Here is a 23,274-nt window from a genome sequence, read left to right as displayed (position 1 = left end):
CATCTCCCTCCCTCGATGAAGGCTCGACTAGCAGTGCGGATTGGCCCTGGCCTGCATCCGCAGTGGGCGCTTGCGCGCCATTGACGGTAGTGGGGTCGGGAGCGGCGGCGGTCTCGGGGGCGGGTAGGGCGCTGGCAGACGTATTGCAGATCAGCAGAAGCGGCAGCACAAGTGCCGGCAGCAAGGGCATGGCGAACTCTCGATCCAGGGGACTGATTCGAGTGTAGACCTGCCGGGCTAGAGGGCGCCGACGAATGTGACAGTTCGCCTGTCGCTTTCTTCTGCGCCAAGAAAAACCCCGGCCTGGGCCGGGGGTTGGTCATCACTCGTCGAGGAAGGAGCGCAGATGCTCGCTGCGCGTCGGGTGACGCAATTTGCGCAGGGCCTTGGCTTCAATCTGACGAATCCGCTCGCGGGTCACGTCGAACTGCTTACCGACCTCCTCGAGGGTGTGGTCGGTGTTCATGTCGATGCCGAAACGCATGCGCAACACTTTCGCTTCGCGGGCGGTAAGACCCGACAGCACGTCACGCGTGGCTTCCTTGAGGCTTTCGACCGTGGCCACGTCGATCGGGGACTGCATGGTCGAGTCCTCGATGAAGTCGCCCAGGTGCGAATCTTCGTCGTCGCCGATCGGCGTCTCCATGGAGATCGGCTCTTTGGCGATCTTCAGCACCTTGCGGATCTTGTCCTCAGGCATTTCCATGCGCTCACCCAGCTCTTCCGGAGTAGGTTCGCGACCCATTTCCTGCAACATCTGGCGGGAGATACGGTTGAGCTTGTTAATCGTCTCGATCATGTGCACCGGAATACGGATGGTGCGCGCCTGGTCGGCGATCGAGCGGGTGATCGCCTGGCGAATCCACCAGGTGGCGTAGGTCGAGAACTTGTAGCCACGACGGTATTCGAACTTGTCCACCGCCTTCATCAGGCCAATGTTGCCTTCCTGGATCAGGTCGAGGAATTGCAGGCCCCGGTTGGTGTACTTCTTGGCGATGGAGATCACCAGGCGCAGGTTCGCCTCGACCATTTCCTTCTTGGCGCGACGGGCTTTCGCCTCGCCAATGGACATGCGGCGGTTGATTTCCTTGATCTCGGCGACGGTCAGGCCCGTCTCGGTCTCGAGGTCGATCAGCTTCTGCTGGCAAGCGACGATCGCGGCGTCCTTCTCACCCAGGGCAGCAGCCCACTTGGTGCTGCGCTTGGCGAGGTCACCGCTCCAGGTCTGGTCGGTCTCGTTGCTCGGGAACAGACGAAGGAAGTCGGCACGCGGCATGCGTGCGTCACGCACGCACAGTTGCATGATGGCGCGTTCCTGCTGGCGCAGACGATCCAGGGCACCGCGCACACGCTCGACGAGCCCGTCGAACTGCTTGGGCACCAGCTTGATCGGCATGAACAGATCAGCCAGGGCTTGCAGTGCCTGAACGCTCTCCTTGCCGCCACGACCATGCTTCTTCACGACCTTGTTGGTGGCCTGCAACTGGTCGGAGACCGCACCGAAACGCTGGGCGGCGACGACGGGGTCCGGACCGCTCTCGGTCTCTTCCTCTTCGTCGCCCTCGGCGTTTTCTTCTTCCTCTTCGTCGGACTCTTCCTTCGCGGCAGCGGCCTTGGCGCCAGGAACTGGCACTTCCTCGGTCGGTGCGGCGATATTGTCGTCAGGATCGATGTAGCCGCTGAGTACGTCCGACAGACGGCCACCCTCGGTGGTCACGCGGTCGTATTCGCCGAGGATGTGATCGACGGTGCCCGGGAAGTGGGCGATGGCGCCCATGACTTCACGGATGCCTTCCTCGATACGCTTGGCGATTTCGATCTCGCCTTCACGGGTCAGCAGCTCGACCGTACCCATTTCACGCATGTACATGCGCACAGGGTCGGTCGTGCGGCCGATATCGGTCTCGACTGCGGCCAACGCGGCTGCGGCTTCTTCGGCCGCCGCTTCGTCGGTGTCGGCTTCCGCCAACAGCAGGGCATCCGCATCCGGAGCACTCTCGAATACGTTGATCCCCATGTCGTTGATCATGCGGATGATGTCTTCCACCTGCTCCGGATCTGAAATATCCTCGGGCAGGTGGTCGTTGACCTCCGCGTAAGTCAGGTAGCCCTGCTCACGACCGCGGGTGATCAACTCTTTGATACGAGATTGCTGTTGCGCTTTTCCGGACATAACACCCTATCCACTGAAGGTCTTGGCGGGCAAAAAACAAGCCGAGGATTATACCAAAGCATGGACCTCACGCGCCAGATGAGGTCGGGGTTTGTGCGGGAACATTCCTGCTCAACAAGACGAGCAGCTGGGATTTTTCCTCGGTGCTCAGCTCGCTTTGACGGGCTTTTCGCAGCAGATGTTCCAAGCTTCGCTCGCGCTGACGAGCGGACAAGCTAGTAATGGTGTCGAAAAACTGTTGTTCAAGGTTGTCGGCATCGATGAGCCATTCCTTCTCCGCCAGGGCTCGCAGCAGCCGGCCCTGTTCCGTACCGTGCCAACGCGCGATCAGCTGCATGGAGCTTAGACCAGGATTTTTCTGTACGGCTTCGATCAAGGCCACCAGCAACTGGCTGTAGAGGTGTTCCTCGGCGGCGAAATGGCTGGCATCCTCGACCTTGCCGGCCAGCAGCGGATGGTGCAGCAGGGTGCGCAACGCCGCGAGCGCCGGGGGCTCCACGGGCGCCGGGGTACGTGGCGGGGCCTCGTCGCGCTGCCAGCCGCGACCGCCCTTGCGCTGCTTGTCCCACGGCTTGCCCTTGCCATCCCAGGGCTTCTTGGTGCCGCCCTTGGTGGGCGTCCAGGGCCGCTGTTCGTGATGCGTCTGGCCGTAGTCGTGATGCTGTTCGCTGTAGTCGGGGGTGTAGCTGGCCATGGCATCGTAGTCATAGCCTGGGTCGTAGTCGGGCACGCTGGGGGGCGGTGTCTGCTGCGCCAGCTGTTCCATCTGCTGCACGTCGAGCCCGGTAATTTCCTTCAGCCTGTTACGCATCAGCTGACGCAGATTGACGCCCGGAATTTTTTCGATCAACGGTGCGGCCAAGGTCGCCATATGCGCCTTGCCTTCCAGTGAGCGCGGATCGGCCTCGTTGCTCAACTGCTCGAAGAAGTAGTCCGCCAGCGGTTGCGCGTGCTGGTGGATGCGGGCCTGGAACGCATCGGTGCCCTCGGCGCGCACCAGGGTGTCCGGATCCTCGCCCTCGGGCAGGAACAGGAAACGCGCACGACGGCCATCCTGCAGTGTCGGCAGGGCGGCCTCCAATGCCCGCCAGGCGGCCTTGCGGCCGGCCTGGTCGCCATCGAAGCAGAACAGTACGTTGGGCACCACCCGGAACAGACGCTTGAGGTGCTCCTCGCTGGTCGCCGTGCCGAGGGTGGCCACGGCATTGCGCAGGCCTTGCTGGGCCAGGGCGATGACGTCCATGTAGCCCTCGACGACGATGATCTCGTCCAGGTTGCGGTTGTGCTTGCGCGCTTCGAACAGCCCGTACAGCTCCTGGCCCTTGTGGAACACCGGGGTCTCCGGCGAGTTCAGGTACTTGGGCTTGTCATCGCCCAGCACCCGACCGCCGAAGGCGATCACCCGGCCGCGGCTGTCGCGGATGGGGAACATCACCCGGTCGCGGAAGCGGTCGTAACGCTTGCCGCTGTCGGCATTCTCGATCAGCAGGCCGGCGTCGATCATCACCTTCTGTTGCAGGGTATCGGCGCCCAGGTGCTTGAACAGGTTGTCCCAGCCCGGTGGGGCGAACCCCAGGCCGAAGTCGCGGGCGATCTCGCCGGACAGGCCGCGGCCCTTCAGATAGTCGACCGCGGCCTTGCGCGTCGGATGATTGCGCAGCGCCTGGCGGTAGAACTCGGCCGCCGCTTCGAGCAGCGGGTACAGCGGGGAATCGGTGGGCTGGCGGGGTTTCTGGCCACGCCGGCCTTCTTCGCGCGGCACTTCCATGCCGGCGGCGCGGGCCAGTTCCTCGACCGCCTGGGGAAACTCCAGGTTGTCGTGGTCCATGATGAAGCCCAGGGCGTTGCCCCCGGCGCCGCAACCGAAGCAGTAGTAGAACTGCTTGTCAGGGCTGACGGTGAAGGACGGGGTTTTTTCCTTGTGGAACGGGCAACAGGCCGAATGGTTCTTGCCGGTCTTTTTCAGCTGGATGCGCGAACTCACCACATCGACGATGTCGGTACGGTTGAGCAGGTCATCGATGAAGCTTTGAGGAATCAGCCCGGCCATGGCAGTCTCGTTATCTGGCTACTGGCAAGTCTAATCGCGTAATGGCGGATGCGTGTGTGGTTCACCTGCCGCATCGGGCGTGTAGTGGTGAAGCCTGGAGTGCGTGCCCGTTGGCGCTAGCCGGGGCTTCCGAGGCGCTTGGCCTGGGATTGGGATCTACAACTGCCATTAGCCCGGCACGAGGCCGGGCTGGGCAGAAGCTTTGCGTAGAACGTCTGTATCAGTACAGGCGAACGGCGCGGCGCTGTTCGCGCTGGACTTTCTTGGCGTGACGCTTGACGGCAGCAGCCGCTTTACGCTTGCGCTCGGCAGTCGGCTTCTCGTAAAACTCGCGGCTACGAACTTCAGCCAGTACACCGGCTTTTTCGCAGGAGCGCTTGAAACGACGCAGAGCTACGTCGAAGGGTTCGTTCTCTTTAACTTTGACGGCTGGCATCCAGGGCTACCTTAATTCATTACCGGGGTGGACGTGCTCCTGGCAAAACAAAGGTGTGCTGGAGAACGTCAGTTTTCAAGGGTTGCGGATGTTAACCCTTAGTAGAGCGGAATGCAAAGCCTCTGATCGAAAACCGCTGGTCGGCACCCGGCACGGCGACTAGAATGCGCGGCTTCGCATTCAGCCTCCACAAGGCACGGACCCATGCTAGTACTGGGATTGGAAACATCCTGCGACGAAACTGGAGTCGCATTATACGACAGCGAGCGCGGCCTGTTGGCCGACGCGCTGTTCAGCCAGATCGATCTGCACCGGGTGTACGGCGGGGTCGTGCCCGAGCTCGCCTCGCGCGATCACGTCAAGCGCATGCTGCCGCTGATCCGCGAAGTGCTCGCCGAATCCGGCCATGTCGCCGCCGATATCGGTGCCATCGCCTACACCGCCGGCCCCGGATTGGTCGGCGCGCTGCTGGTCGGCGCTTCCTGTGCCCAGGCACTGGCCTTCGCCTGGGGTGTTCCGGCGATTGGCGTGCACCATATGGAGGGCCATCTGCTGGCGCCCATGCTCGAAGCGCAGCCGCCGCAGTTCCCTTTCGTCGCCCTGCTGGTCTCCGGCGGTCACACTCAGCTGGTGCGGGTCGATGCCATCGGCCAGTACGAACTGCTCGGTGAAAGCCTCGACGACGCGGCGGGCGAGGCGTTCGACAAGACCGCCAAGCTGATCGGCCTGAATTATCCTGGCGGTCCCGAGATCGCCCGTCTGGCCGAGCAGGGTACGCCTGGGCGTTTCGTGTTCCCGCGCCCGATGACCGATCGTCCCGGCTTGGAATTCAGCTTCAGTGGCCTGAAGACCTTCGCGCTCAACACCTGGCAGCAATGCCGCGCGGCCGGAGACGACAGCGAGCAGACCCGTTGCGACCTGTCGCTGGCGTTCCAGCAGGCAGTGGTGGAGACGCTCACCATCAAGTGCAAGCGCGCGCTCAAGCAGACCGGCCTCAAGCGTCTGGTCATCGCCGGCGGCGTGAGCGCCAACAAGGCGCTGCGCGCTTCGCTCGAAAGCATGCTCGAGGGGCTGGGTGGCAACGTCTATTACGCGCGCCCGCAGTTCTGCACCGACAACGGCGCAATGATCGCCTACGCGGGTTGCCAGCGCCTGCTGGCAGGTCAGCGCCAGGACCTGGCCATCAGCGTGCAGGCACGGTGGCCGATGGAGCAACTGCCGCCCTTGTGAACGTCAGTACCGCGGGTCATGTTCAGAAGTGACGTTCGCGTCCGGCGAACAGGTCGCGCAGATTGCTGCGATGGCGCCAGACGATCAGTGCGGTGAGGACGCTCATCGGCAGCAATGCCGCAGGCTCGCGCCAGGCCAGCAGAGGCAGGGTCAAGGGCGTGGCGATGAGCGCGGCCAGGGAGCTGGTACGGGTCAGGTAGAACGTCAGTGCCCAGGTGGCCATGGCCAGCAGCGCGGCAGGAAAGTACAGTCCCATGAGCATCCCGGCGGCAGTGGCGACGCCTTTGCCGCCCTTGAAGCGAAAGTACACCGGGAACAGGTGCCCAAGCACTGCACACAGGCCGATCCAGGCCTGGTCCTGCAGGTCCAGGCCCGCCAGGCTGGCGAGCAGCACGGGCAGCAAACCCTTGCACAGGTCGCCGAGCAGGGTGAGGATGGCCAGCTTGCGCCCTGCCAGACGCAACATGTTGGTCGCGCCGGCATTGCCAGATCCACTGAAGCGCGGATCGGGCAGGCCGCCGAGGCGGCTCAGGACGATGGCGAAGGATAGCGAGCCGAGCAGGTAGGCGAGCAGTGCCAATAACCAAAACATGCTAACTATTCCGGGCGGGGACGCCTTGATTCTAACGGCGCTGGTCGCCCTTGTCGTGTTGTGGAGAAAAGTGCTTGGACAGAGTGTTCATCGAAGGGCTGGAGGTCGATACCGTGATCGGCGCCTACGACTGGGAGCGCGACATCCGCCAGTGCCTGCGCCTCGACCTGAGTTTCGCCTGGGACAATCGCCCGGCGGCCGCCGGTGACGACTTGAGCCTGGCCCTGGACTACGCCAGTGTTTCGGCCCGCGTCCAGGCCTTTGCCGAGCAGTCGCGGTTCGAGCTGGTGGAAACCTTCGCGGAGCGTCTGGCCGAAACTTTGATGAGCGAGTTCGGCATCGTCTGGATGCGGCTGAAACTGACCAAGCCGGGTGCCGTACCGGCTGCCCGGGGTGGGGTCGGGGTGGAGATCGAGCGCGGATGCCTCTGAACACGGTTTACCTGGGCCTGGGTAGCAACATCGACCGCGAGCGCCACCTGTGCGCCGGCCTCGATGCCTTGGCCGATCTGCTGCGCGACATGCAGTGCTCGGCCGTCTTCGAGAGCCAGGCCGTGGGCATCAAGAGCGGGCCGTTCTTCAATCTGGTGGTGTGCGGTCTGACCGACATGCCGCTGCTGGAACTGGACCGCCGGCTGAAGTTCATCGAGGCGGACAACGGTCGTTATGCCCCCGATCGCCAGGGCCTGCCGCTGGACATCGATGTCTTGATGTTCGATGACCTGCATGGCACGTTCGACGGTCTGGTGCTGCCGCGTGCCGAGATACTCAAGAATGCCTTCGTGCTCTGGCCGTTGTCCCTGCTGGCGCCTGAACTGGTGCACCCGGCCCAGGGCAAGTGCATGGCGCAGTTGTGGGCCGAGGCGGATATCCAGCAGGTGCTCACACCCGTGCCCTTCCACTGGCGGGGGCGGCAACTGACCACGCTTGCCTGAGCGACCCGCAGGCCAAGGCTCGCCCACCTCTGGCCGAGCGTCAGCCTTCGAGTCCGCAGAGTGCCTGTAGACGCTCGGCCTTGAGCGCTTCCCCGAGTGCCAGGCCTGTCAGCCCCTTGGCCACCAGTGGCCTGGCCTCGACGGCCCGCGCCGTGGCCGCAGCGCGGCGTAGACGATCGGCCTGCGGATAGGTCGCCGAGCCGCTGGCCAAGGCGGCCATCGTGCAGGCCACGATGAAATCCTCGAAGCGCTGTGGCCGGCGGTACACGTCGAACTTTTGCAGAAGCTCCAGCAGTTCGGCGGGCGCCAGTTGCAGGGCGCGATGCGCCGAGGGCAGGTGTTCAGCGACCAGCATGGCCAGCTCCTGGCACTCACGCGGGGCCTTGAAGCGCTGGTTCAGGGCCGTGATCTGTGTGGCATCTTGGATGGCGAGCAACAGGCAAGCCCAACGTATGGGCAACGGTTGCTGATACTCGGCGGCTCGACGTAGCGGGGCAAGGCTCTGCGCGTTCGCCTCCAGCTCCGGCATCAGCTGCGCCAAGGCGCCACAGTCGCGCAGCACCTCGATGAACACCTGAGGCTGGTCTTCCATCAGCGCTCGCTCTATTTCCTTCCAGGCGCGTTCGGCCGTCAGGGCCTGCAATTCTCCACTGTCGCTGATCTGGCGCATCAGGGCCAGGGTGTCCTCGGCCACGGCAAACCCCAGCGGCGCATAGCGCGCTGCAAAGCGGGCCACGCGCAGCACGCGCAGGGGATCCTCGGCGAACGCCGGGGACACATGGCGAAGGATGCGCCTGTCCAGGTCATGCTTGCCGCCATAGGGATCGAGCAGCTTTCCTTCGCCGTCCTCGGCCATGGCATTGATGGTCAGGTCGCGACGGATGAGATCTTCCTCGAGCGTCACCTCGGGACTGGCGTGAAAGGTGAATCCCCCATAGCCACGACCGCTTTTGCGTTCGGTACGCGCCAAGGCGTACTCCTCGCCGGTGGTGGGATGGATGAATACCGGAAAATCCGCGCCCACCGGGCGAAAGCCCTGGGCCTGCATTTGCTCGACCGTGGCGCCGACCACCAGCCAGTCGATGTCGCTTACCGGACGCCCGAGCAGGCGATCGCGCACGGCGCCGCCAACTTTGTAGATGTGCATGTGCAGCCTCCATTACTGCCGACAGGATACCCTGTCGGCGGCAATGCGGGGCTAGAGGTGATGGATCACGGACATGTCCGAGCGGGTGTAGTCGCTCGCTTCGCCATGCTCGCCCCGAGGCGGCATGTGGTGGCTCTTGACCACCTTGTCACCTTGCACGGTATCGAGGTGGATATCGAAGCCCCACAGCCGATGCAGGTGCCTGAGCACCTCGTCGGTAGAGTCCCCCAACGGCTTGCGGTTGTGTTGCTGGTGGCGAAGCGTGAGCGAGCGGTCGCCGCGGCGGTCGATGCTCCAGATCTGCACGTTGGGCTCACGGTTGCCCAGGTTGTACTGCGCAGCCAGCTGTTCGCGGATCAGCCGGTAGCCCGCTTCGTCATGGATGGCGGGGACCGTCAGGTCGTCACGCTGGTCGTCGTCGAGGATGCTGAACAGCTTCAGGTCGCGAATGACCTTGGGCGAGAGATACTGAAGGATGAAGCTTTCGTCCTTGAAGCTGCTCATGGCGAACTTCACGGTCGACAGCCAGTCGCTGCCGGCGATGTCCGGGAACCAGCGGCGATCCTCCTCGGTGGGGTGTTCGCACATCCGGCGAATGTCGGTGTACATGGCGAAGCCGAGGGCGTAGGGGTTGATACCACTGTAGTACGGGCTGTCGAAACCGGGTTGGAAGACCACGCTGGTGTGCGACTGCAGGAACTCCATCATGAAGCCATCGGTGACCAGGCCCTCATCGTACAGGTCGTTCATCAAGGTGTAGTGCCAGAAGGTCGCCCAGCCTTCGTTCATCACCTGGGTCTGGCGCTGGGGATAGAAATACTGGGCGATCTTGCGCACGATGCGCACGACTTCACGCTGCCAGGGCTCGAGCAGGGGCGCATGTTTTTCGATGAAGTACAGGATATTTTCCTGAGGCTCGGCCGGGAAACGCGCATCGTCCTTGCCACCACTCTTTTCAGCACTCTTGGGTATTGTGCGCCACAGGTCGTTGATCTGGCGTTGCAGATGCTCCTCGCGTTCCTTCTGGCGACGGCGTTCTTCCTCGGCGGAAATGGGGTAGGGCCGCTTGTAGCGGTCCACGCCGTAGTTCATCAGGGCGTGGCAGGAGTCGATCAAGTCCTCCACCGCATCGATGCCATGACGTTCCTCGCACTGGGCGATGTACTGCTTGGCGAACACCAGATAGTCGATGATCGAACTGGCGTCGGTCCAGGTGCGGAACAGGTAGTTGCCCTTGAAGAAACTGTTGTGGCCATAGCAGGCATGGGCAATCACCAGGGCCTGCATGCAGATGGTGTTTTCCTCCATCAGGTAGGCGATGCATGGATCGGAGTTGATCACGATCTCGTAGGCCAGACCCATCTGCCCGCGGCTATAGGATTTCTCAGTGCTCAGGAACTGCTTGCCGTAGGACCAGTGATGGTAGCCCAGGGGCATCCCGACCGACGCATAGGCGTCCATCATCTGCTCGGCGGTGATCACTTCGATCTGGTTCGGGTAGGTGTCCAGCGCATAGCGCTCGGCCAGCCGACCGATTTCCCGGTCGTAGGTCTGGATCAGCTCGAAGGTCCATTCCGAGCCGGTGGAAATGGGTTGGCGTTTCTGAGCTCTGGCGGTCATGTGGCTAACCTGCGCTGGAAGAGTTCACGGAAGACCGGGTAGATGTCGCCGGCCGAGACCAACTGTTGCTGGGCGAAGGTATCCGGGAAGGTTTCGCCGATGCGCTCGTATTCATACCAGAGCGCCTGGTGCTCCCGAGGTGTGATCTCGACATAGGTGTAGTACTGCACGTGAGGCATGATCTGCCGAGTGAGGATGTCCCGGCAGATGGGCGAGTCGTCGTTCCAGTTGTCGCCGTCGGAGGCCTGGGCGGCATAGATGTTCCAATCGCTGGCCGGATAGCGTGCGGCCATGATTTCCTGCATGAGCTTGAGCGCACTGGACACGATGGTGCCGCCGGTCTCGCGGGAATAGAAGAACTCCTCTTCGTCCACTTCACGCGCGCTGGTGTGGTGACGAATGAACACCACTTCGATCCGCTCATAGTTGCGCTTGAGAAACAGGTACAGAAGGATGAAGAAGCGCTTGGCGATGTCCTTGGTCGCCTGGGTCATGGAGCCGGAGACATCCATCAGGCAGAACATCACCGCCTTGGAACTGGGGTTTGGCTGTTTCACCAGCAGGTTGTACTTGAGGTCGAAGGTGTCGAGAAACGGCAGGCGATTGATGCGCGCCTTGAGCCGGACGATCTCGGCTTCGACTTCCTGAATGTCGGTGAAGTTGGCAGGTTCCTCCACCCTGAGCCGCTCCAGTTCCTTCTGGGCCGCGCGCAGCAGTGCACGACTGCTGCCGGTCAGCGCGATGCGCCGGGCATGGGCCGAGCGCAAGGTGCGCACGATATTGATGCGCGAGGGGTTTCCCTCGCTGGCGACACCCGCCCTCACGGTCTTGAAGGTATCGGCACCGGTCAGGTGGCGCTTGACCAGGTTGGGCAGCTCGAGGTCCTCGAACATGAATTCGAGAAACTCCTCCTGGGTGATCTGGAAGACGAACTCGTCCATGCCTTCGCCGGAGTTGCCGGCCTTGCCCTTGCCGCCACCCCCGCCACCGCCGCCCTGGGGGCGAGCGATGTGCTCACCGGCGGTGAATTCCTTGTTGCCCGGATGCACGGTGGTCTGCTTGCCACCGCGGCCATGATGCAAGACCGGCTCGTCGATGTCGCGCCCGGGAATGCTGATCTGCTCGCCATGCTCCATGTCGGTGATAGAGCGGCGGCTCACGGCCTCTTCGACCGCTTTCTTGATGTGCTCACGGTAGCGCCGCAGGAATCGCTGGCGGTTCACCGTGCTCTTGTTCTTGCCGTTCAGGCGGCGGTCGATCACGTAGCTCATGATTCCTCCAGAAGCCGGGGAGGCAGCTGCCAGCAGAGCGGCTGCGAGCGATGAGCCTCGAGCTGCAAGCCAGGGCGCTGCGCATGCCGCAGGGCGCCAGCGCACCGTGACGGGCGCTGGCGACATGCAGCTCGCTGCTTTATTGCGATTTCCTGACCCGCAGGTACCATTCCGACAACAGGCGCACCTGCTTGTCGGTGTAGCCACGTTCCACCATTCGCGTGACGAAGTCGTTGTGTTTCTTCTGGTCTTCCTTGCTCGCCTTGGCATTGAAGCTGATGACTGGAAGCAGATCCTCGGTGTTGGAGAACATCTTCTTCTCGATGACCACCCGCAGTTTTTCGTAGCTCAGCCAGCTCGGGTTCTTGCCATTGTTGTTGGCGCGAGCGCGTAGCACGAAGTTGACGATTTCGTTGCGGAAGTCTTTCGGATTGCTGATCCCGGCCGGCTTCTCGATCTTCTCCAGTTCTTCGTTGAGGGCGATACGGTTGAGAATCTCGCCAGTTTCCGGGTCGCGGTACTCCTGATCCTGAATCCAGAAGTCGGCGTACAGCACGTAGCGGTCGAAAATGTTCTGACCGTATTCGCTGTAGGACTCCAGGTAGGCCGTCTGAATCTCCTTGCCGATGAACTCGATGTAGCGAGGCGCCAGGTATTCCTTGAGGTAACGCAGATAGCGCTCGCGCACCTCGGCGGGGAACTGCTCCTGCTCGATCTGCTGTTCCAGTACGTAGAGCAGGTGGACCGGGTTGGCGGCAACCTCATGGGGGTCGAAGTTGAAGACCTTCGATAGGATCTTGAACGCAAAACGGGTAGAGAGGCCGTTCATGCCCTCGTCGACACCCGCAGAGTCGCGGTACTCCTGGATCGACTTGGCCTTGGGGTCGGTGTCCTTGAGGTTTTCCCCGTCGTATACACGCATCTTCGAGTAGATGTTCGAGTTTTCCGGCTCCTTGAGCCGCGAGAGTACGGTGAACTGCGCGAGCATCTTGAGCGTGTCTGGCGCGCAGTGGGCCTTGGATAGAGAACTGTTGACCAGCAACTTGTCGTAGATGCGGATCTCGTCGCTCACTCGCAGGCAGTAAGGCACCTTGACGATGTAGATCCGGTCGATGAACGCTTCGTTGTTCTTGTTGTTGCGGAAGGTGTGCCACTCCGATTCGTTGGAGTGGGCCAGCAGGATGCCGGAGTAGGGAATCGCCCCCAGTCCTTCGGTACTGTTGTAGTTGCCTTCCTGGGTAGCAGTGAGCAAGGGGTGCAGTACCTTGATCGGCGCCTTGAACATCTCGACGAATTCCATCAGGCCCTGGTTGGCGCGGCACAGTGCACCGGAATAGCTGTAGGCATCGGCGTCGTTCTGCGGGAATTCCTCGAGTTTACGGATATCGACCTTGCCCACCAGCGCCGAAATGTCCTGGTTGTTCTCGTCTCCCGGCTCGGTCTTGGCGACGGCGATCTGGTTGAGGATCGAGGGATAGAGCTTGACCACCTTGAACTTGCTGATATCGCCACCGAACTCCTGCAGGCGCTTGGTCGCCCAAGGCGACATGATGGTGTTCAGGTAGCGCCGAGGGATGCCGAACTCCTCCTGGAGAATGTCACCGTCCTCGTTGGCGTTGAACAGACCCAGGGGCGACTCGAACACCGGTGAGCCCTTGATGGCATAGAAAGGCACCTTCTCCATCAACTGCTTGAGCTTTTCGGCCAGCGACGATTTACCGCCCCCGACCGGGCCCAGCAGGTAGAGGATCTGCTTCTTCTCCTCCAGGCCCTGGGCGGCGTGGCGGAAGTAGGACACGATCTGGTCGATGCACTCTTCCATGCCATGGAAGTCGGCGAACGCCGGATAGCGGCGGATCACCTTGTTGGAGAAAATACGCGACAGCCTGGAATTGGTGGAGGTGTCGATCAGCTCCGGTTCGCCGATGGCCAGCAACAGCCGTTCAGCCGCCGAGGCATAGGTACTGCGGTCCTCTTTGCACAGCTCGAGGTATTCCTGCAGCGACAGTTCTTCCTGGCGTGTGGACTCGAAGCGTTGTTGGAAGTGGCTAAAAATGCTCATGACGTCACCTCGCTCGATACGTGGAGACGACGCCGGATCAGTCAGCTGATGCTGGCATGCAAGCGGCTCGCGCCGATTGCCATGTACCCCCCAGAACACCCTGAAACGCTACCGATGACCCGCACGCCGGTGTACCGGCTCTCCCCTGATTTGGATGGCCTGGGCTTAAGGATAGTTGGTAATCGGCAAGGTCAAGGGCGGGGAGGCGAGAAGTTGCCTGCGACCGTTCGTCAGGCAGGGCGCTAGCCCGCAAGTCGCGCGGGCTGCAGGGCAGATGAAAATATTATTCCGGCTGGCTTTGCGTGGTCTCGGCCGGGAAGGTGACGCGCCACGATTCGAAGCCGCCATCCACGCTGTAGACGTCCGAGAATCCCTGGCCGACCAGGTAGGCCGCCGCGCTCTGGCTGGAATTTCCGTGGTAGCAGACCACCAGGGTAGGGGCATCGAGATCCGCTGCACGGATGAAGTCCGCCACCGAGTGATTGTCCAGGTGCCGGGCGCCGGTGATGTGGCAGGCGGCGTAGGCGGCGGCATCGCGGATGTCGACCACCACCGCGCCCTGGTCGCGCAGGGCCTTGGCCTGCTCTGCTGGGATGCGCTTGAATTCGCTCATGGGTACGCTTTCCTTCAGGTTCGATCGTCGATTCTAGTGGGTTGCGGCGAAGGGCGGACCGTCCCCTCGTCGGTGCAGTCGCAGCGGTGGTACTCGCCGCTGTCGAGGTCGTACAGGGTCATGGCACCACCCCAGACGCAGCCGGTGTCCAGGGCGATCACGTCCGGCGAAGCCACGCGCCCTTCCAGCGCGGCCCAGTGACCGAAGATGATCTTCACATGGCGCGAGCGCCGATCCGGGTGCGCATACCAGGCCTTGTAGCCCTTGGGCGCGGTATCCAGGCCTTCCTTGCTCTTGAGGTCGAGCTTGCCCTGAGCCGTGCAGAAGCGCATGCGCGTGAAGTAATTGGTGATGACGCGCAGCCGCTCGACCCCCGCGAGGTTCTTGCTCCACGTGTTCGGCTCGTTGCCGTACATGCCATCCAGAAAAAGCGGTAGTCGATTGTCGTCCTTGAGCACTGCCTCCACTTCCGCTGCCAGTTCCAGCGCCTTGCCCAGGGTCCATTGCGGCGGGATCCCGGCATGAACCAGGGCGACCCCGCGCGCTTCGTCGTAGTGCAGCAGCTTCTGCCGGCGCAGCCAGTCCAGCAGTCGGTCGGCATCGGGTGCCTCGACGATCTCACGCAGCGTGTCGCTTTTTTTCAGGCGCTCGACGTTGTGCCAGGCCGCCAGCAGGTGCAGGTCGTGGTTGCCCAGCACGCAGACCAGCGACTCGCGCATCGAGTACAGAAAGCGCAGGGTTTCCAGCGACTCAGGACCGCGGTTGACCAGATCTCCCACCAGCCACAGGCGGTCGACCGCCGGATCGAACTTCACCCGTTCCAGCAGGCACTTGAGCGGTTGCAGGCAGCCTTGCAGGTCACCGACGGCATAGGTAGCCATCAGTGCAGGGCTCCGGGGACGGCCAGGCGGAATGGGGCGATGTGGGCGTCGAAGCGCGTGCCGTCTTCGGCGAACATCTGGTAGCTGCCCTGCATGGTACCGACGCGGGTGCTGATCACCGCTCCGCTGCTGTAGGTGTGGCTCTTGCCGGGCGAGATGACCGGTTGCTGGCCGACCACGCCTTCGCCACGGACCTCTTCCACGGCACCATCGCCGTTGGTGATCAGCCAGTGACGTGCGGTCAGCTTGGCCTTGAGCGTGCCATTGTTCGCCACCGTGATGGTGTAGGCGAACGCGAAGCGGTCGTTTTCCGGGTCTGATTGTTCTTTGAGAAAGCGGGTCACGACGCTGACGTCGATCTGGTAGCGGGGGTCGGACATGCAAGGGCCTTGAGCGAGCGAGGGCGTTAACGCGATGCTTGCAGTCTAGGTCATTGCAAGGGCGGAGGGCCAGCGCTGGCAGGGGACGGATGGTGAACAGCGGCTGCCTCGCGCCGGGCAGCGCGAGAAGCAGCCGTTCAGGGCCGTTCAGTCTTGGCGGGCTGCCAATTGATCGGCCAGACGCACGAAGGCTGCCAGGTCGAGCTGTTCGGGGCGCAGGCTGCCGTCCACGCCTGCCGCCTCGATGGCCTGGCTGTCCAGCAAGCCCTTGAGGGTGTTGCGCAGGGTCTTGCGACGCTGGTTGAACGCTTCGCGTACCACGCGCTCCAGCAGCGCAGGGTCCTTGGCCGGATGCGGCAGCACTTCATGGGGCACCAGGCGGACGATGGCCGAGTCCACCTTGGGCGGTGGGTTGAAGGCTCCAGGGCCGACGTTGAACAGGTGCTCCACCCGGCAGTGGTACTGCACCATGATCGACAGGCGACCCCAGTCGCCCCCGCCTGGACCGGCCGCCATGCGCTCGACCACTTCCTTCTGCAGCATGAAGTGCATGTCACGGATCAGGCCGGCATGGGCCAGCAGGTGGAAAATCAGCGGAGTCGAGATGTTGTAGGGCAGGTTGCCGACCACCTTGAGGCTGCGCGGCGGCACGCCCAGGGTGTTGAAATCGAACTTCAGCGCATCGCCCTGGTGCAGGCGGAAATTGTCCCGGCCCGCGAACTTGTGTTGCAGGATCGGCACCAGGTCCTTGTCCAGTTCGACGACGTCGAGTTGCGCGCCGCTGCCCAGCAGGCCTTCGGTCAGCGCACCCTGACCGGGGCCGATTTCCAACAGGTGCTCGCCCGCCTTGGCGTGGATGGCGCGCAGGATGCGGTCGATGATGCCTGCATCGTGCAGGAAATTCTGACCGAAGCGCTTGCGCGCCCGGTGTTGGTAGTGCTCGTTCATGGTCGGTTCTCGGCCATCTGGTAGGCGGTGTGCAAGGCTACGCGCAGGCTGCCGGTGTCGACCCTGCCGCTGCCGGCCAGGTCCAGGGCAGTGCCGTGATCCACCGAAGTACGGATGATCGGCAAGCCCAGCGTGACGTTCACGGCAGCACCAAAGCCCTTGTACTTCAGTACGGGCAAGCCTTGGTCGTGGTACATCGCCAGCACCGCATCGCAGTGCTCCAGATATTTGGGGGTGAAAAGGGTGTCGGCCGGCAACGGACCCCGCAGGTCCATGCCTTCGGCGCGCAGGCGCACGAGCGCGGGCTCGATGATGTCGATTTCTTCGCGGCCCAGATGGCCGCCTTCACCGGCATGCGGGTTGAGGCCGCAGACCAGGATGCGGGGTTGGGCGATGCCGAACTTGTCGCGCAGGTCGGCGTGCAGGATGCGCGTCACCCGCTCCAGTCGCTCGGCCGTGATGGCCTGGGCGACATCACGCAGCGGCAGGTGGGTGGTTACCAGTGCTACCCGCAGGCCCTGGGTCGCCAGCATCATCACCACCTGGGGAGTGCCGGTCAGGTCGGCGAGAAACTCGGTGTGCCCGGAGAATGCGATACCGCTCTCGTTGATCACGCCCTTATGCACGGGCGCGGTGATCATGCCGGCGAAGTGGCCATCCAGGCAGCCTTGTCCGGCGCGAGTGAGCGTTTCCAGCACGAAGGCGGCATTGCGCGAATCGAGCCGGCCTGCCTCGACCTTCGCCGCCAGGGGTGTATCCCATACATACAGGCTGCCCGCAGGCGCCGGACTGACGGGCCACGCCTGCGGCGACACGTCCAGCAACTCGATCGCCAACCCCAGCTGGGTGGCCCGCTCCAGGAGCAGGTCACGGCTGGTGATGGCGATCAAGGGGTGGGGCTGAGACTCTGCGGCGAGCAGCAGGCACAGGTCTGGACCTATGCCGGCCGGCTCGCCGGGGGTGACGGCGAAGCGCAGGGGGGTCACTGCGCGGCCTGGTCGGCGCCAGGCAGCTTGATCTCGACGTAGGCTTCGTCACGGATCTGGCGCAGCCAGGTCTGCAGCTCTTCGTCGTACTTGCGGTTGCGCAATACGCTCAACGCCTGCTGCTCGCGGGTCTTCTCGGTGCTGTCGGTGGCGCGGCGCCCCAGCACTTCCAGCACGTGCCAGCCGAATTGGGTCTTGAACGGCTTGGTGACCACCCCTTGTTGGGCGTTGGCCATCTGCTCGCGGAATTCGGGCACCAGGCTGCTCGGGTCGACCCAGTTGAGGTCGCCGCCGTTGAGCGCCGAGCCTGGGTCTTCCGAGAAGCTCTTGGCCAGCTCGGCGAAGTCCTCGCCATTCTGGATACGCTCGTAGATGCGCTCGGCCAGCTGCTCGGTGGCCGCCTCGCTGCGGATCTCGCTCGGCTTGATCAGGATGTGGCGCACGTGGACTTCGTCGCGCAGTACGCTCTCGCTGCCGCCGCGCTTCTCCTCGAGCTTGAGGATGATGAAGCCGTTGGGGATGCGGATCGGCTGGGTGATGTCACCGATGGCCATGCTGCTGAGCATCTTGGCGAAGTCAGGTGGCAACTGGCCGGCTTTGCGCCAGCCCATTTCGCCGCCTTCCAGAGCGTTATCGCTGGCCGAGCGGGCGATCGCCAACCGACCGAAGTCGGCACCATTGCGCAGCTGCTGGTAGACCTCGCCAGCCTGACGTGCTGCGGCCTGAATGGTCTCGGAGTTGGCGCTTTCAGGCGTCGGGATGAGGATGTTGGCCAGGCGGAATTCTTCCGACAGCTGCATCTTGCCCAGGTCGGAATTCAGGAAGTTCTTCACTTCCTGCTCGGACACCTGGATGCGCTCGGCCACGCGGCGCTGACGCACGCGGCTGATGATCATCTCGCGCTTGACCTGCTCGCGGGCGTCATCGAACGACAGACCATCGTGGGCCAGGGCGGCGCGGAACTGGTCGGGCGTCATGCCATTGCGTTGGGCGATGGTGGCGATGGCCTGGTTGAGTTCCTCGTCGGTGATGCGAATGCCGGAGCGCTCGCCGATCTGCAGTTGCAGGTTCTCGAGGATCAGCCGTTCCAGTACCTGCTGCTGCAAGGCGCTGGCCGGTGGCACACCTTCGCCACGCTTGGCGATGGTCTGCTGCACTTCGTGTACGCGCTGATCCAGCTGGCTCTGCATGACCACGTCGTTGTCGACGATGGCCACCACGCGATCCAGGGGCTGCGGCGCGGCATGCACCGCGCCGCTCAGCATTACGGCGCCCAGCATCAGCGGGCGCAGACGATCAATAAGCTTGCTCTTCACGGGTACGGTAACCTTGAATGCCTTGGTCCAGGAACGATTCGACCTTGTTGCCGACGACACCGCCGAGGCCTTTGAGGACGATTTGCAGGAAGATGCCATGGTCGCCCTTTTCGTTTTGCGGCGTGGCCTGGCTGAAGTCGTCCATGTCCAGCCAGTAACGGTTGATCAGGCGCAGCTTCCAGCAGCAGTTGTCGTACTCGAAACCGCCCATCGCTTCGAGAGTGCGGTTGCGGTTGTAGTCATGCTGCCAGCGCGCGATGACGCTCCATTGCGGGACGATCGGCCAGATGACCGAGAAGTCGTGCTGCTCGATCTTGTAGTAGTCCTTGATGTAGTTGGCATCGCCCGGCGAGCCGTAGTCGCCGCCACCCACTTTCCAGGTGCCGGTGAGCGAATCGTAGGCAATGGTGTCGTTGCGGTAGCGATAGCCGAGGTTGACCACCTTGTTCGGGTTGTCTTCAGGCTGGTAGTGGAACATCGCACTGCCCGAACGGGTGCTGTGGCTGTCCGGGTCCCAGTTGAAGTCCGAATTGAAGCGCCAGTCGCGGTTGAAGGCGTACTGATACACCAGCGCGTATGGCGATACGTTCGACTTGGCGTCGTCACGGGTGCGGTAGTCGATACCGGGAAGTTGGACCTTGCGATCTTCGAAGTAATAAGCCTGGCCGACGCTCACGCGCTGGCGCTCGAAGCCGTTGTCTTCGATCCAGCGGCTGGTCACGCCCAGCGACAGCTTGTTCTCGTCGCCGATGCGGTCGGTACCGCTGAAGCGGTTGTCGCGGAACAGCGAGTCGTAGTTGAACAGCATCTCGCCGGTGTCGAACAGCGGGATGTCCTTCTGGTCCTTGTTCGGGACGTAGAGGTAGAACAGGCGCGGTTCGAGGGTCTGGCGGAAGTCGGTGCCGAACATCGAAGTGTTGCGGTCGAAGTACAGGCCGCTGTCGACGCTGAAGATCGGGATGTCGCGGTTGATCGAGCTCTTGTAGCTGCCATAGGCAGGGTTGGCCGATTGCGCGATGGCCTGGGACTTGCCCTCACTGTCCAGGTCCAGATCGTAACTGGTATAGGCATACTTGAGCTTCGGCGTGACATAACCGTAGCTGGCTTCCATCGGCAGGCTCATCGCCGGCGCAAGATTCAGGCGGGTGCCATTGGCGCGAGCGATGCCGGTGACGCTTTCGTCGATGCGGCGGCCACCCAGAATCGCCTGAGTGACAGGGTCTCGGACATAGCCGATAGATCCATCAGGATTACCGTCTTTGTCAAACACAAGGCCGTTCCTCAAATCACGATCAAACCGAACAGCCTCGGTGTCGTAAGTGAAGTCCAGCCCGCCTGGATGGTAAGGCAGCATCCCGTTCAGGGTGAGCTGCGGCAAGCGATCGTACGGCGTGATCTGCGAGATCGTCGCCATCTGGAACGCCTGCACGTTCAGCCGCGCCGTGTAGCTGTCACCGCGGTAGTTGATCGCGCCCTGCTGGTTGACGAAGTCGCGCCGCTCTACGCCGACCTGGTCGGATTCCAGGTCCTGGAAATAGAACGGGTCGCTGATCTTGGTGTAGTCGACCTCGGTCATGATGCGATCGTCGAGACCGCCCTTGTGCTGCCAGTTGACCATCCAGCGGTCTTTCTTGTAGTCCGTCTGCTTCTCGCGGTCGTCGCTCTCATCGTTGAGGTAGCCGCCGCCGAACTGACCTTCGCTGGACTGGGTGAGGTAGCGGAATTCGCCTTCCATCAACAGCCCGCGCTTGGTCATGTAGCGCGGGTACAACGTGGCGTCGTAGTTGGGCGCCAGGTTGAAATAGTACGGTGTGACCAGCATGAAGCCGGTTTTGCTGCTGCTGCTGAAGGACGGCGGCAGGAAGCCGGACTGGCGACGATCGTCGATCGGGAAATAGATGTACGGTGTGTAGAACACCGGGAAATCCTTGACCCGCAGGGTGACGTTGGTCGCGGTACCGAAGCCGGTGGCCGGGTTCAGGGTGATGTTGTTGCCCTTGAGCTGCCAAGCGTTGCTGCCCGGCTCACAGGTGGTGTAGGTACCGTCCTTGAGGCGGATGATGGCGTTCTCGGCGCGCTTGGCGTAGAGGGCGCTGCCGCGAATGTGCGACTTGTGCATCACGTATTCGGCGTTGTCGACCTTGGCCTCGCCGGTGTCCAGCTGGATCTGGGCCTGGTCGCCCACCACCAGCGTGCCGTTGTCACGGATGCGCACGTTGCCCTTGAGCTCGCCGCGGTTCTCGGCCTGGTACAGGTTGGCCTCGTCGGCCTGGGCCTGCATGCTGCCCTGGCGCATGACCACGTCACCGGCGAGGGTGGCGACCTGCTGCTCCTGCTGGTATTTGGAGACCTTGGCATTGAGGTAGGTCGGCGACTCGTCCTTGGGCGTGGAGTCGTTCATGCCCGGACGCACCGGCTCGATGTAGGCACCGCCGCAATACGGGCCGGTCTCGGCGAGCTGAGCAGCCGTGAGCTTGTCGCGCGGGACCCAGTCCAGGTGGCTGTAGTCTTCGCTGCGCGACTTCAGGCCACGGCCCTTGCTCTCGGTGACCAGTACCGGCTTGTCCTCGCCAGCGCCGCCCGAGGCCTGCGCCTCGGTGCCGCCGCTGAGCGCCGCACCCTCGTGCACTGGGCGCGGTGGCAGCGTACCGGCGGCAGTCTTGGGCTTGCAGTCCCAACCACCTGAGGCGGAGACTTGGCAGTCGAACTGCTCGGCAGCCACCACGTAAGAGGTGGCCAGAGGTTGCAGGGCCAGCAGACCGCCAGTGACCAGCAACGGAAACTTTCTACGAAACGCGGGGGATTTCAATGCCATCTTATTAGTCCGGGCTTCCTGCGTGCCATCTGCCCGCGTGTGGGGGCCGCACGCCTCTCGATGGTCTGAAAAAGATGCTGGATAATAAAGCATGACCCGCTTGACGGCTAGGGGCCGTCGGAGACCCTTGCAATGCCCGATCATGATGTACGCCTGCAGCAGCTGACTGCATGGCTTGAACCTGCGTTACAGAATCTTTTCCGCGAGCAGGCCTGGGGCGACGTGCCGCCTGGCGATCTGACGCCTGCCAGCAGCGATGCGAGCTTTCGCCGCTACTTCCGCTGGCAGGGCGCAGGGCGCAGTTTCGTGGTCATGGACGCGCCGCCGCCGCAGGAAAACTGTGCACCGTTCGTCGCCATCGATCAGTTGCTGGCTGGTGCCGGCGTCAACGTGCCTGTGATCCACGCCCAGGACCTGGCGCGCGGTTTCCTGTTGCTCAGCGACCTGGGACGTCAGACTTATCTGGATGTGATCGACGGCGCCAACGCCGACGCCCTGTTCGCCGACGCCATCGATGCCCTGCTGGCCTTGCAGCGCCTGCCGATGCAGGCGCCGCTGCCCAGCTACGACACCGCACTGCTGCGCCGCGAACTGGAGCTGTTTCCCGAATGGTACGTCGGGCACGCCCTGAAGCATCGCTTCGACGACGCCCAGCAGGCTTGCTGGCAGCGCGTCAGTCAGGTGCTGATCGACAGCGCGCTGGCCCAGCCGAAGGTGCTGGTGCACCGCGACTACATGCCGCGCAACCTGATGCTCAGCGAGCCGAACCCCGGCGTACTGGACTTCCAGGACGCGGTCTACGGACCGGTGACCTACGACATCACCTGCCTGTTCAAGGACGCCTTCCTCAGCTGGCCGCAGGCGCGTGTCGATGCCTGGCTGCGCAGCTACTGGGACAAGGCGCGCGCTGCCGGCATTCCGGTACAGGCGCAGTTCGAGGCGTTTCAGCGGGCCAGCGACCTGATGGGCGTGCAGCGCCACCTGAAAGTGATCGGCATCTTCGCGCGCATCTGTCATCGTGATGGCAAGCCGCGCTACCTGGCCGACGTGCCGCGGTTCTTCGCCTACCTGCACGAGGTGATCGAGCGCCGTCCGGAACTCGCCGAGCTCGGTCAGTTGCTGGCCGCACTGGATGCCGGGGGGCGCCCATGAAGGCCATGATCCTGGCCGCCGGCAAGGGCGAGCGCATGCGGCCGCTGACCCTGCACACGCCCAAGCCTCTGGTGCAGGCCGCAGGCAAGGCGCTGATCGAGTACCATCTGCAAGCGCTGGCCCTGGCCGGTTTCAGCGAGGTGGTGATCAACCATGCCTGGCTCGGTGAGCAGATCGAAGCGCACCTGGGAGACGGTGCTCGCTTCGGCCTGACCCTTCGCTATTCGCCCGAAGGCGAGCCGCTGGAAACCGGCGGCGGCATTTTCAAGGCGCTACCGCTGCTGGGTGAGGCGCCGTTCGTGCTGGTCAATGGCGATGTCTGGACCGACTACGACTTCACCCGCCTGCGCCAGCCGCTGGCGGGCCTGGCGCATCTGGTGCTGGTGGACAATCCCGGCCACCACGGAGGCGGCGACTTCCGCCTCGACGGCCAGCAGGTCACCGACCGTGACCAGATGCCCGGCACCCTGACCTTCAGCGGTGTATCGGTGCTGCACCCGAAACTGTTCGACGGCTGTCGACCGGGCGCCTTCAAGCTGGCCCCGCTGCTGCGTCAGGCCATGGCCGCCGGCCAGGTCAGTGGCGAGCACTTCCGTGGGCGGTGGGTCGACGTGGGCACGCTTGAGCGCCTGGCCGAGGTCGAGCGCCTGATCGGCGAGCGCGCCTGA

General features: G+C 63.2%; 20 protein-coding genes. 5 read left to right on the top strand and 15 right to left on the bottom strand.

All coding sequences use genetic code 11. The features are described 5' to 3' along the window. Nucleotides 1-322 precede the first annotated feature (322 nt). The 3 genes from rpoD to rpsU all read right to left on the bottom strand — a co-directional run bounded on the left by rpoD (nt 323) and on the right by rpsU (nt 4,659). Nucleotides 323-2,173 carry an RNA polymerase sigma factor RpoD gene (gene rpoD, locus IAE34_RS16195; protein WP_200139974.1) on the bottom strand — a complete coding sequence of 617 codons (1,851 nt, stop codon included), beginning with the start codon at nt 2,171-2,173 and terminating at the stop codon, nt 323-325. 67 nt (nt 2,174-2,240) lie between these two features. Then, complete coding sequence (dnaG, locus tag IAE34_RS16190) at nt 2,241-4,223, bottom strand: DNA primase (RefSeq protein WP_200139973.1); 1,983 nt, start codon at nt 4,221-4,223, stop codon at nt 2,241-2,243. Between the two features lie 220 nt (nt 4,224-4,443). Then, nucleotides 4,444-4,659 (bottom strand): 30S ribosomal protein S21, encoded by a 216-nt coding sequence (rpsU, locus tag IAE34_RS16185; protein ID WP_003255575.1) that lies wholly within the window; start codon nt 4,657-4,659, stop codon nt 4,444-4,446. A gap of 204 nt (nt 4,660-4,863) precedes the next feature. Here rpsU and tsaD point away from each other — a divergent pair, with 204 nt between their 5' ends. After that, nucleotides 4,864-5,889, top strand: a complete 1,026-nt coding sequence (tsaD, locus tag IAE34_RS16180) for a tRNA (adenosine(37)-N6)-threonylcarbamoyltransferase complex transferase subunit TsaD (RefSeq protein WP_200139972.1) — start codon at nt 4,864-4,866, stop codon at nt 5,887-5,889. A 22-nt stretch (nt 5,890-5,911) separates the two neighbouring features. Here tsaD and plsY read toward each other — a convergent pair whose 3' ends face one another. Then, nucleotides 5,912-6,481: a glycerol-3-phosphate 1-O-acyltransferase PlsY gene (gene plsY / locus IAE34_RS16175; RefSeq protein ID WP_200139971.1), complete on the bottom strand. Its 570-nt coding sequence runs from the start codon at nt 6,479-6,481 to the stop codon at nt 5,912-5,914. Nucleotides 6,482-6,555: 74 nt separating this feature from the next. Here plsY and folB point away from each other — a divergent pair, with 74 nt between their 5' ends. Together folB and folK are read left to right on the top strand one after the other, a co-directional pair. After that, a complete protein-coding gene (folB, locus tag IAE34_RS16170) occupies nt 6,556-6,912 on the top strand; it encodes a dihydroneopterin aldolase (RefSeq protein WP_200139970.1) in 357 nt (118 codons plus the stop codon). Then, on the top strand, nt 6,903-7,415 hold the full coding sequence (folK, locus tag IAE34_RS16165; RefSeq protein ID WP_200139969.1) for a 2-amino-4-hydroxy-6-hydroxymethyldihydropteridine diphosphokinase: 513 nt from the start codon (nt 6,903-6,905) through the stop codon (nt 7,413-7,415). The genes folB and folK overlap by 10 nt, the downstream gene beginning before the upstream one ends. 40 nt (nt 7,416-7,455) lie before the next feature. On the opposite strand, the gene IAE34_RS16160 is transcribed toward folK, so the two are convergent. The 11 genes from IAE34_RS16160 to IAE34_RS16110 form a co-directional block, all read right to left on the bottom strand. Then, nucleotides 7,456-8,562 (bottom strand): multifunctional CCA tRNA nucleotidyl transferase/2'3'-cyclic phosphodiesterase/2'nucleotidase/phosphatase, encoded by a 1,107-nt coding sequence (locus IAE34_RS16160; protein WP_200139968.1) that lies wholly within the window; start codon nt 8,560-8,562, stop codon nt 7,456-7,458. Between the two features lie 51 nt (nt 8,563-8,613). Then, nucleotides 8,614-10,182: a SpoVR family protein gene (locus IAE34_RS16155; RefSeq protein ID WP_200139967.1), complete on the bottom strand. Its 1,569-nt coding sequence runs from the start codon at nt 10,180-10,182 to the stop codon at nt 8,614-8,616. Then, nucleotides 10,179-11,453, bottom strand: a complete 1,275-nt coding sequence (locus IAE34_RS16150) for a YeaH/YhbH family protein (RefSeq protein WP_200139966.1) — start codon at nt 11,451-11,453, stop codon at nt 10,179-10,181. The genes IAE34_RS16155 and IAE34_RS16150 overlap by 4 nt, the downstream gene beginning before the upstream one ends. A 139-nt stretch (nt 11,454-11,592) precedes the next feature. Next, complete coding sequence (locus tag IAE34_RS16145; RefSeq protein ID WP_200139965.1) at nt 11,593-13,515, bottom strand: PrkA family serine protein kinase; 1,923 nt, start codon at nt 13,513-13,515, stop codon at nt 11,593-11,595. 283 nt (nt 13,516-13,798) lie between these two features. Continuing rightward, entirely contained in the window at nt 13,799-14,128 is a 330-nt protein-coding gene (gene glpE, locus IAE34_RS16140; RefSeq protein ID WP_200139964.1) for a thiosulfate sulfurtransferase GlpE, read from the bottom strand. Between the two features lie 14 nt (nt 14,129-14,142). After that, complete coding sequence (locus tag IAE34_RS16135) at nt 14,143-15,009, bottom strand: symmetrical bis(5'-nucleosyl)-tetraphosphatase (RefSeq protein ID WP_200139963.1); 867 nt, start codon at nt 15,007-15,009, stop codon at nt 14,143-14,145. Continuing rightward, nucleotides 15,009-15,389 (bottom strand): Co2+/Mg2+ efflux protein ApaG, encoded by a 381-nt coding sequence (gene apaG, locus IAE34_RS16130; RefSeq protein WP_200139962.1) that lies wholly within the window; start codon nt 15,387-15,389, stop codon nt 15,009-15,011. Before apaG ends, IAE34_RS16135 begins: the two co-directional genes overlap by 1 nt. Before the next feature lie 147 nt (nt 15,390-15,536). Beyond that, the gene (gene rsmA, locus IAE34_RS16125; RefSeq protein ID WP_200139961.1) at nt 15,537-16,337 is read right to left on the bottom strand and encodes a 16S rRNA (adenine(1518)-N(6)/adenine(1519)-N(6))-dimethyltransferase RsmA; all 801 of its coding nucleotides are present in this window, start codon (nt 16,335-16,337) and stop codon (nt 15,537-15,539) included. Continuing rightward, a complete protein-coding gene (pdxA, locus tag IAE34_RS16120; protein WP_200139960.1) occupies nt 16,334-17,323 on the bottom strand; it encodes a 4-hydroxythreonine-4-phosphate dehydrogenase PdxA in 990 nt (329 codons plus the stop codon). Before pdxA ends, rsmA begins: the two co-directional genes overlap by 4 nt. Further along, nucleotides 17,320-18,639, bottom strand: a complete 1,320-nt coding sequence (gene surA, locus IAE34_RS16115; RefSeq protein WP_200139959.1) for a peptidylprolyl isomerase SurA — start codon at nt 18,637-18,639, stop codon at nt 17,320-17,322. The genes pdxA and surA overlap by 4 nt, the downstream gene beginning before the upstream one ends. Beyond that, complete coding sequence (locus IAE34_RS16110) at nt 18,620-21,454, bottom strand: LPS-assembly protein LptD (protein ID WP_200139958.1); 2,835 nt, start codon at nt 21,452-21,454, stop codon at nt 18,620-18,622. Before IAE34_RS16110 ends, surA begins: the two co-directional genes overlap by 20 nt. A gap of 132 nt (nt 21,455-21,586) precedes the next feature. Here IAE34_RS16110 and IAE34_RS16105 point away from each other — a divergent pair, with 132 nt between their 5' ends. Together IAE34_RS16105 and murU are read left to right on the top strand one after the other, a co-directional pair. Continuing rightward, nucleotides 21,587-22,606: an aminoglycoside phosphotransferase family protein gene (locus IAE34_RS16105; protein ID WP_200139957.1), complete on the top strand. Its 1,020-nt coding sequence runs from the start codon at nt 21,587-21,589 to the stop codon at nt 22,604-22,606. After that, the gene (gene murU / locus IAE34_RS16100; RefSeq protein ID WP_200139956.1) at nt 22,603-23,274 is read left to right on the top strand and encodes an N-acetylmuramate alpha-1-phosphate uridylyltransferase MurU; all 672 of its coding nucleotides are present in this window, start codon (nt 22,603-22,605) and stop codon (nt 23,272-23,274) included. The genes IAE34_RS16105 and murU overlap by 4 nt, the downstream gene beginning before the upstream one ends.

Source organism: Pseudomonas sp. S30 (assembly GCF_016518545.1).
Lineage (GTDB): Bacteria > Pseudomonadota > Gammaproteobacteria > Pseudomonadales > Pseudomonadaceae > Aquipseudomonas.
This window is presented reverse-complemented; position numbering and strand designations above follow the sequence as displayed.

What these genes read in the sequence shown, in the direction of transcription:
- rpoD (WP_200139974.1), bottom strand. Translation starts at nt 2,173, where the DNA reads ATGTCCGGAAAAGCGCAACAGCAATCTCGTATCAAAGAGTTGATCACC.
- dnaG (WP_200139973.1), bottom strand. Translation starts at nt 4,223, where the DNA reads ATGGCCGGGCTGATTCCTCAAAGCTTCATCGATGACCTGCTCAACCGT.
- rpsU (WP_003255575.1), bottom strand. Translation starts at nt 4,659, where the DNA reads ATGCCAGCCGTCAAAGTTAAAGAGAACGAACCCTTCGACGTAGCTCTG.
- tsaD (WP_200139972.1), top strand. Translation starts at nt 4,864, where the DNA reads ATGCTAGTACTGGGATTGGAAACATCCTGCGACGAAACTGGAGTCGCA.
- plsY (WP_200139971.1), bottom strand. Translation starts at nt 6,481, where the DNA reads ATGTTTTGGTTATTGGCACTGCTCGCCTACCTGCTCGGCTCGCTATCC.
- folK (WP_200139969.1), top strand. Translation starts at nt 6,903, where the DNA reads ATGCCTCTGAACACGGTTTACCTGGGCCTGGGTAGCAACATCGACCGC.
- IAE34_RS16160 (WP_200139968.1), bottom strand. Translation starts at nt 8,562, where the DNA reads ATGCACATCTACAAAGTTGGCGGCGCCGTGCGCGATCGCCTGCTCGGG.
- IAE34_RS16155 (WP_200139967.1), bottom strand. Translation starts at nt 10,182, where the DNA reads ATGACCGCCAGAGCTCAGAAACGCCAACCCATTTCCACCGGCTCGGAA.
- IAE34_RS16150 (WP_200139966.1), bottom strand. Translation starts at nt 11,453, where the DNA reads ATGAGCTACGTGATCGACCGCCGCCTGAACGGCAAGAACAAGAGCACG.
- IAE34_RS16145 (WP_200139965.1), bottom strand. Translation starts at nt 13,515, where the DNA reads ATGAGCATTTTTAGCCACTTCCAACAACGCTTCGAGTCCACACGCCAG.
- glpE (WP_200139964.1), bottom strand. Translation starts at nt 14,128, where the DNA reads ATGAGCGAATTCAAGCGCATCCCAGCAGAGCAGGCCAAGGCCCTGCGC.
- IAE34_RS16135 (WP_200139963.1), bottom strand. Translation starts at nt 15,009, where the DNA reads ATGGCTACCTATGCCGTCGGTGACCTGCAAGGCTGCCTGCAACCGCTC.
- apaG (WP_200139962.1), bottom strand. Translation starts at nt 15,389, where the DNA reads ATGTCCGACCCCCGCTACCAGATCGACGTCAGCGTCGTGACCCGCTTT.
- rsmA (WP_200139961.1), bottom strand. Translation starts at nt 16,337, where the DNA reads ATGAACGAGCACTACCAACACCGGGCGCGCAAGCGCTTCGGTCAGAAT.
- IAE34_RS16110 (WP_200139958.1), bottom strand. Translation starts at nt 21,454, where the DNA reads ATGGCATTGAAATCCCCCGCGTTTCGTAGAAAGTTTCCGTTGCTGGTC.
- IAE34_RS16105 (WP_200139957.1), top strand. Translation starts at nt 21,587, where the DNA reads ATGCCCGATCATGATGTACGCCTGCAGCAGCTGACTGCATGGCTTGAA.
- murU (WP_200139956.1), top strand. Translation starts at nt 22,603, where the DNA reads ATGAAGGCCATGATCCTGGCCGCCGGCAAGGGCGAGCGCATGCGGCCG.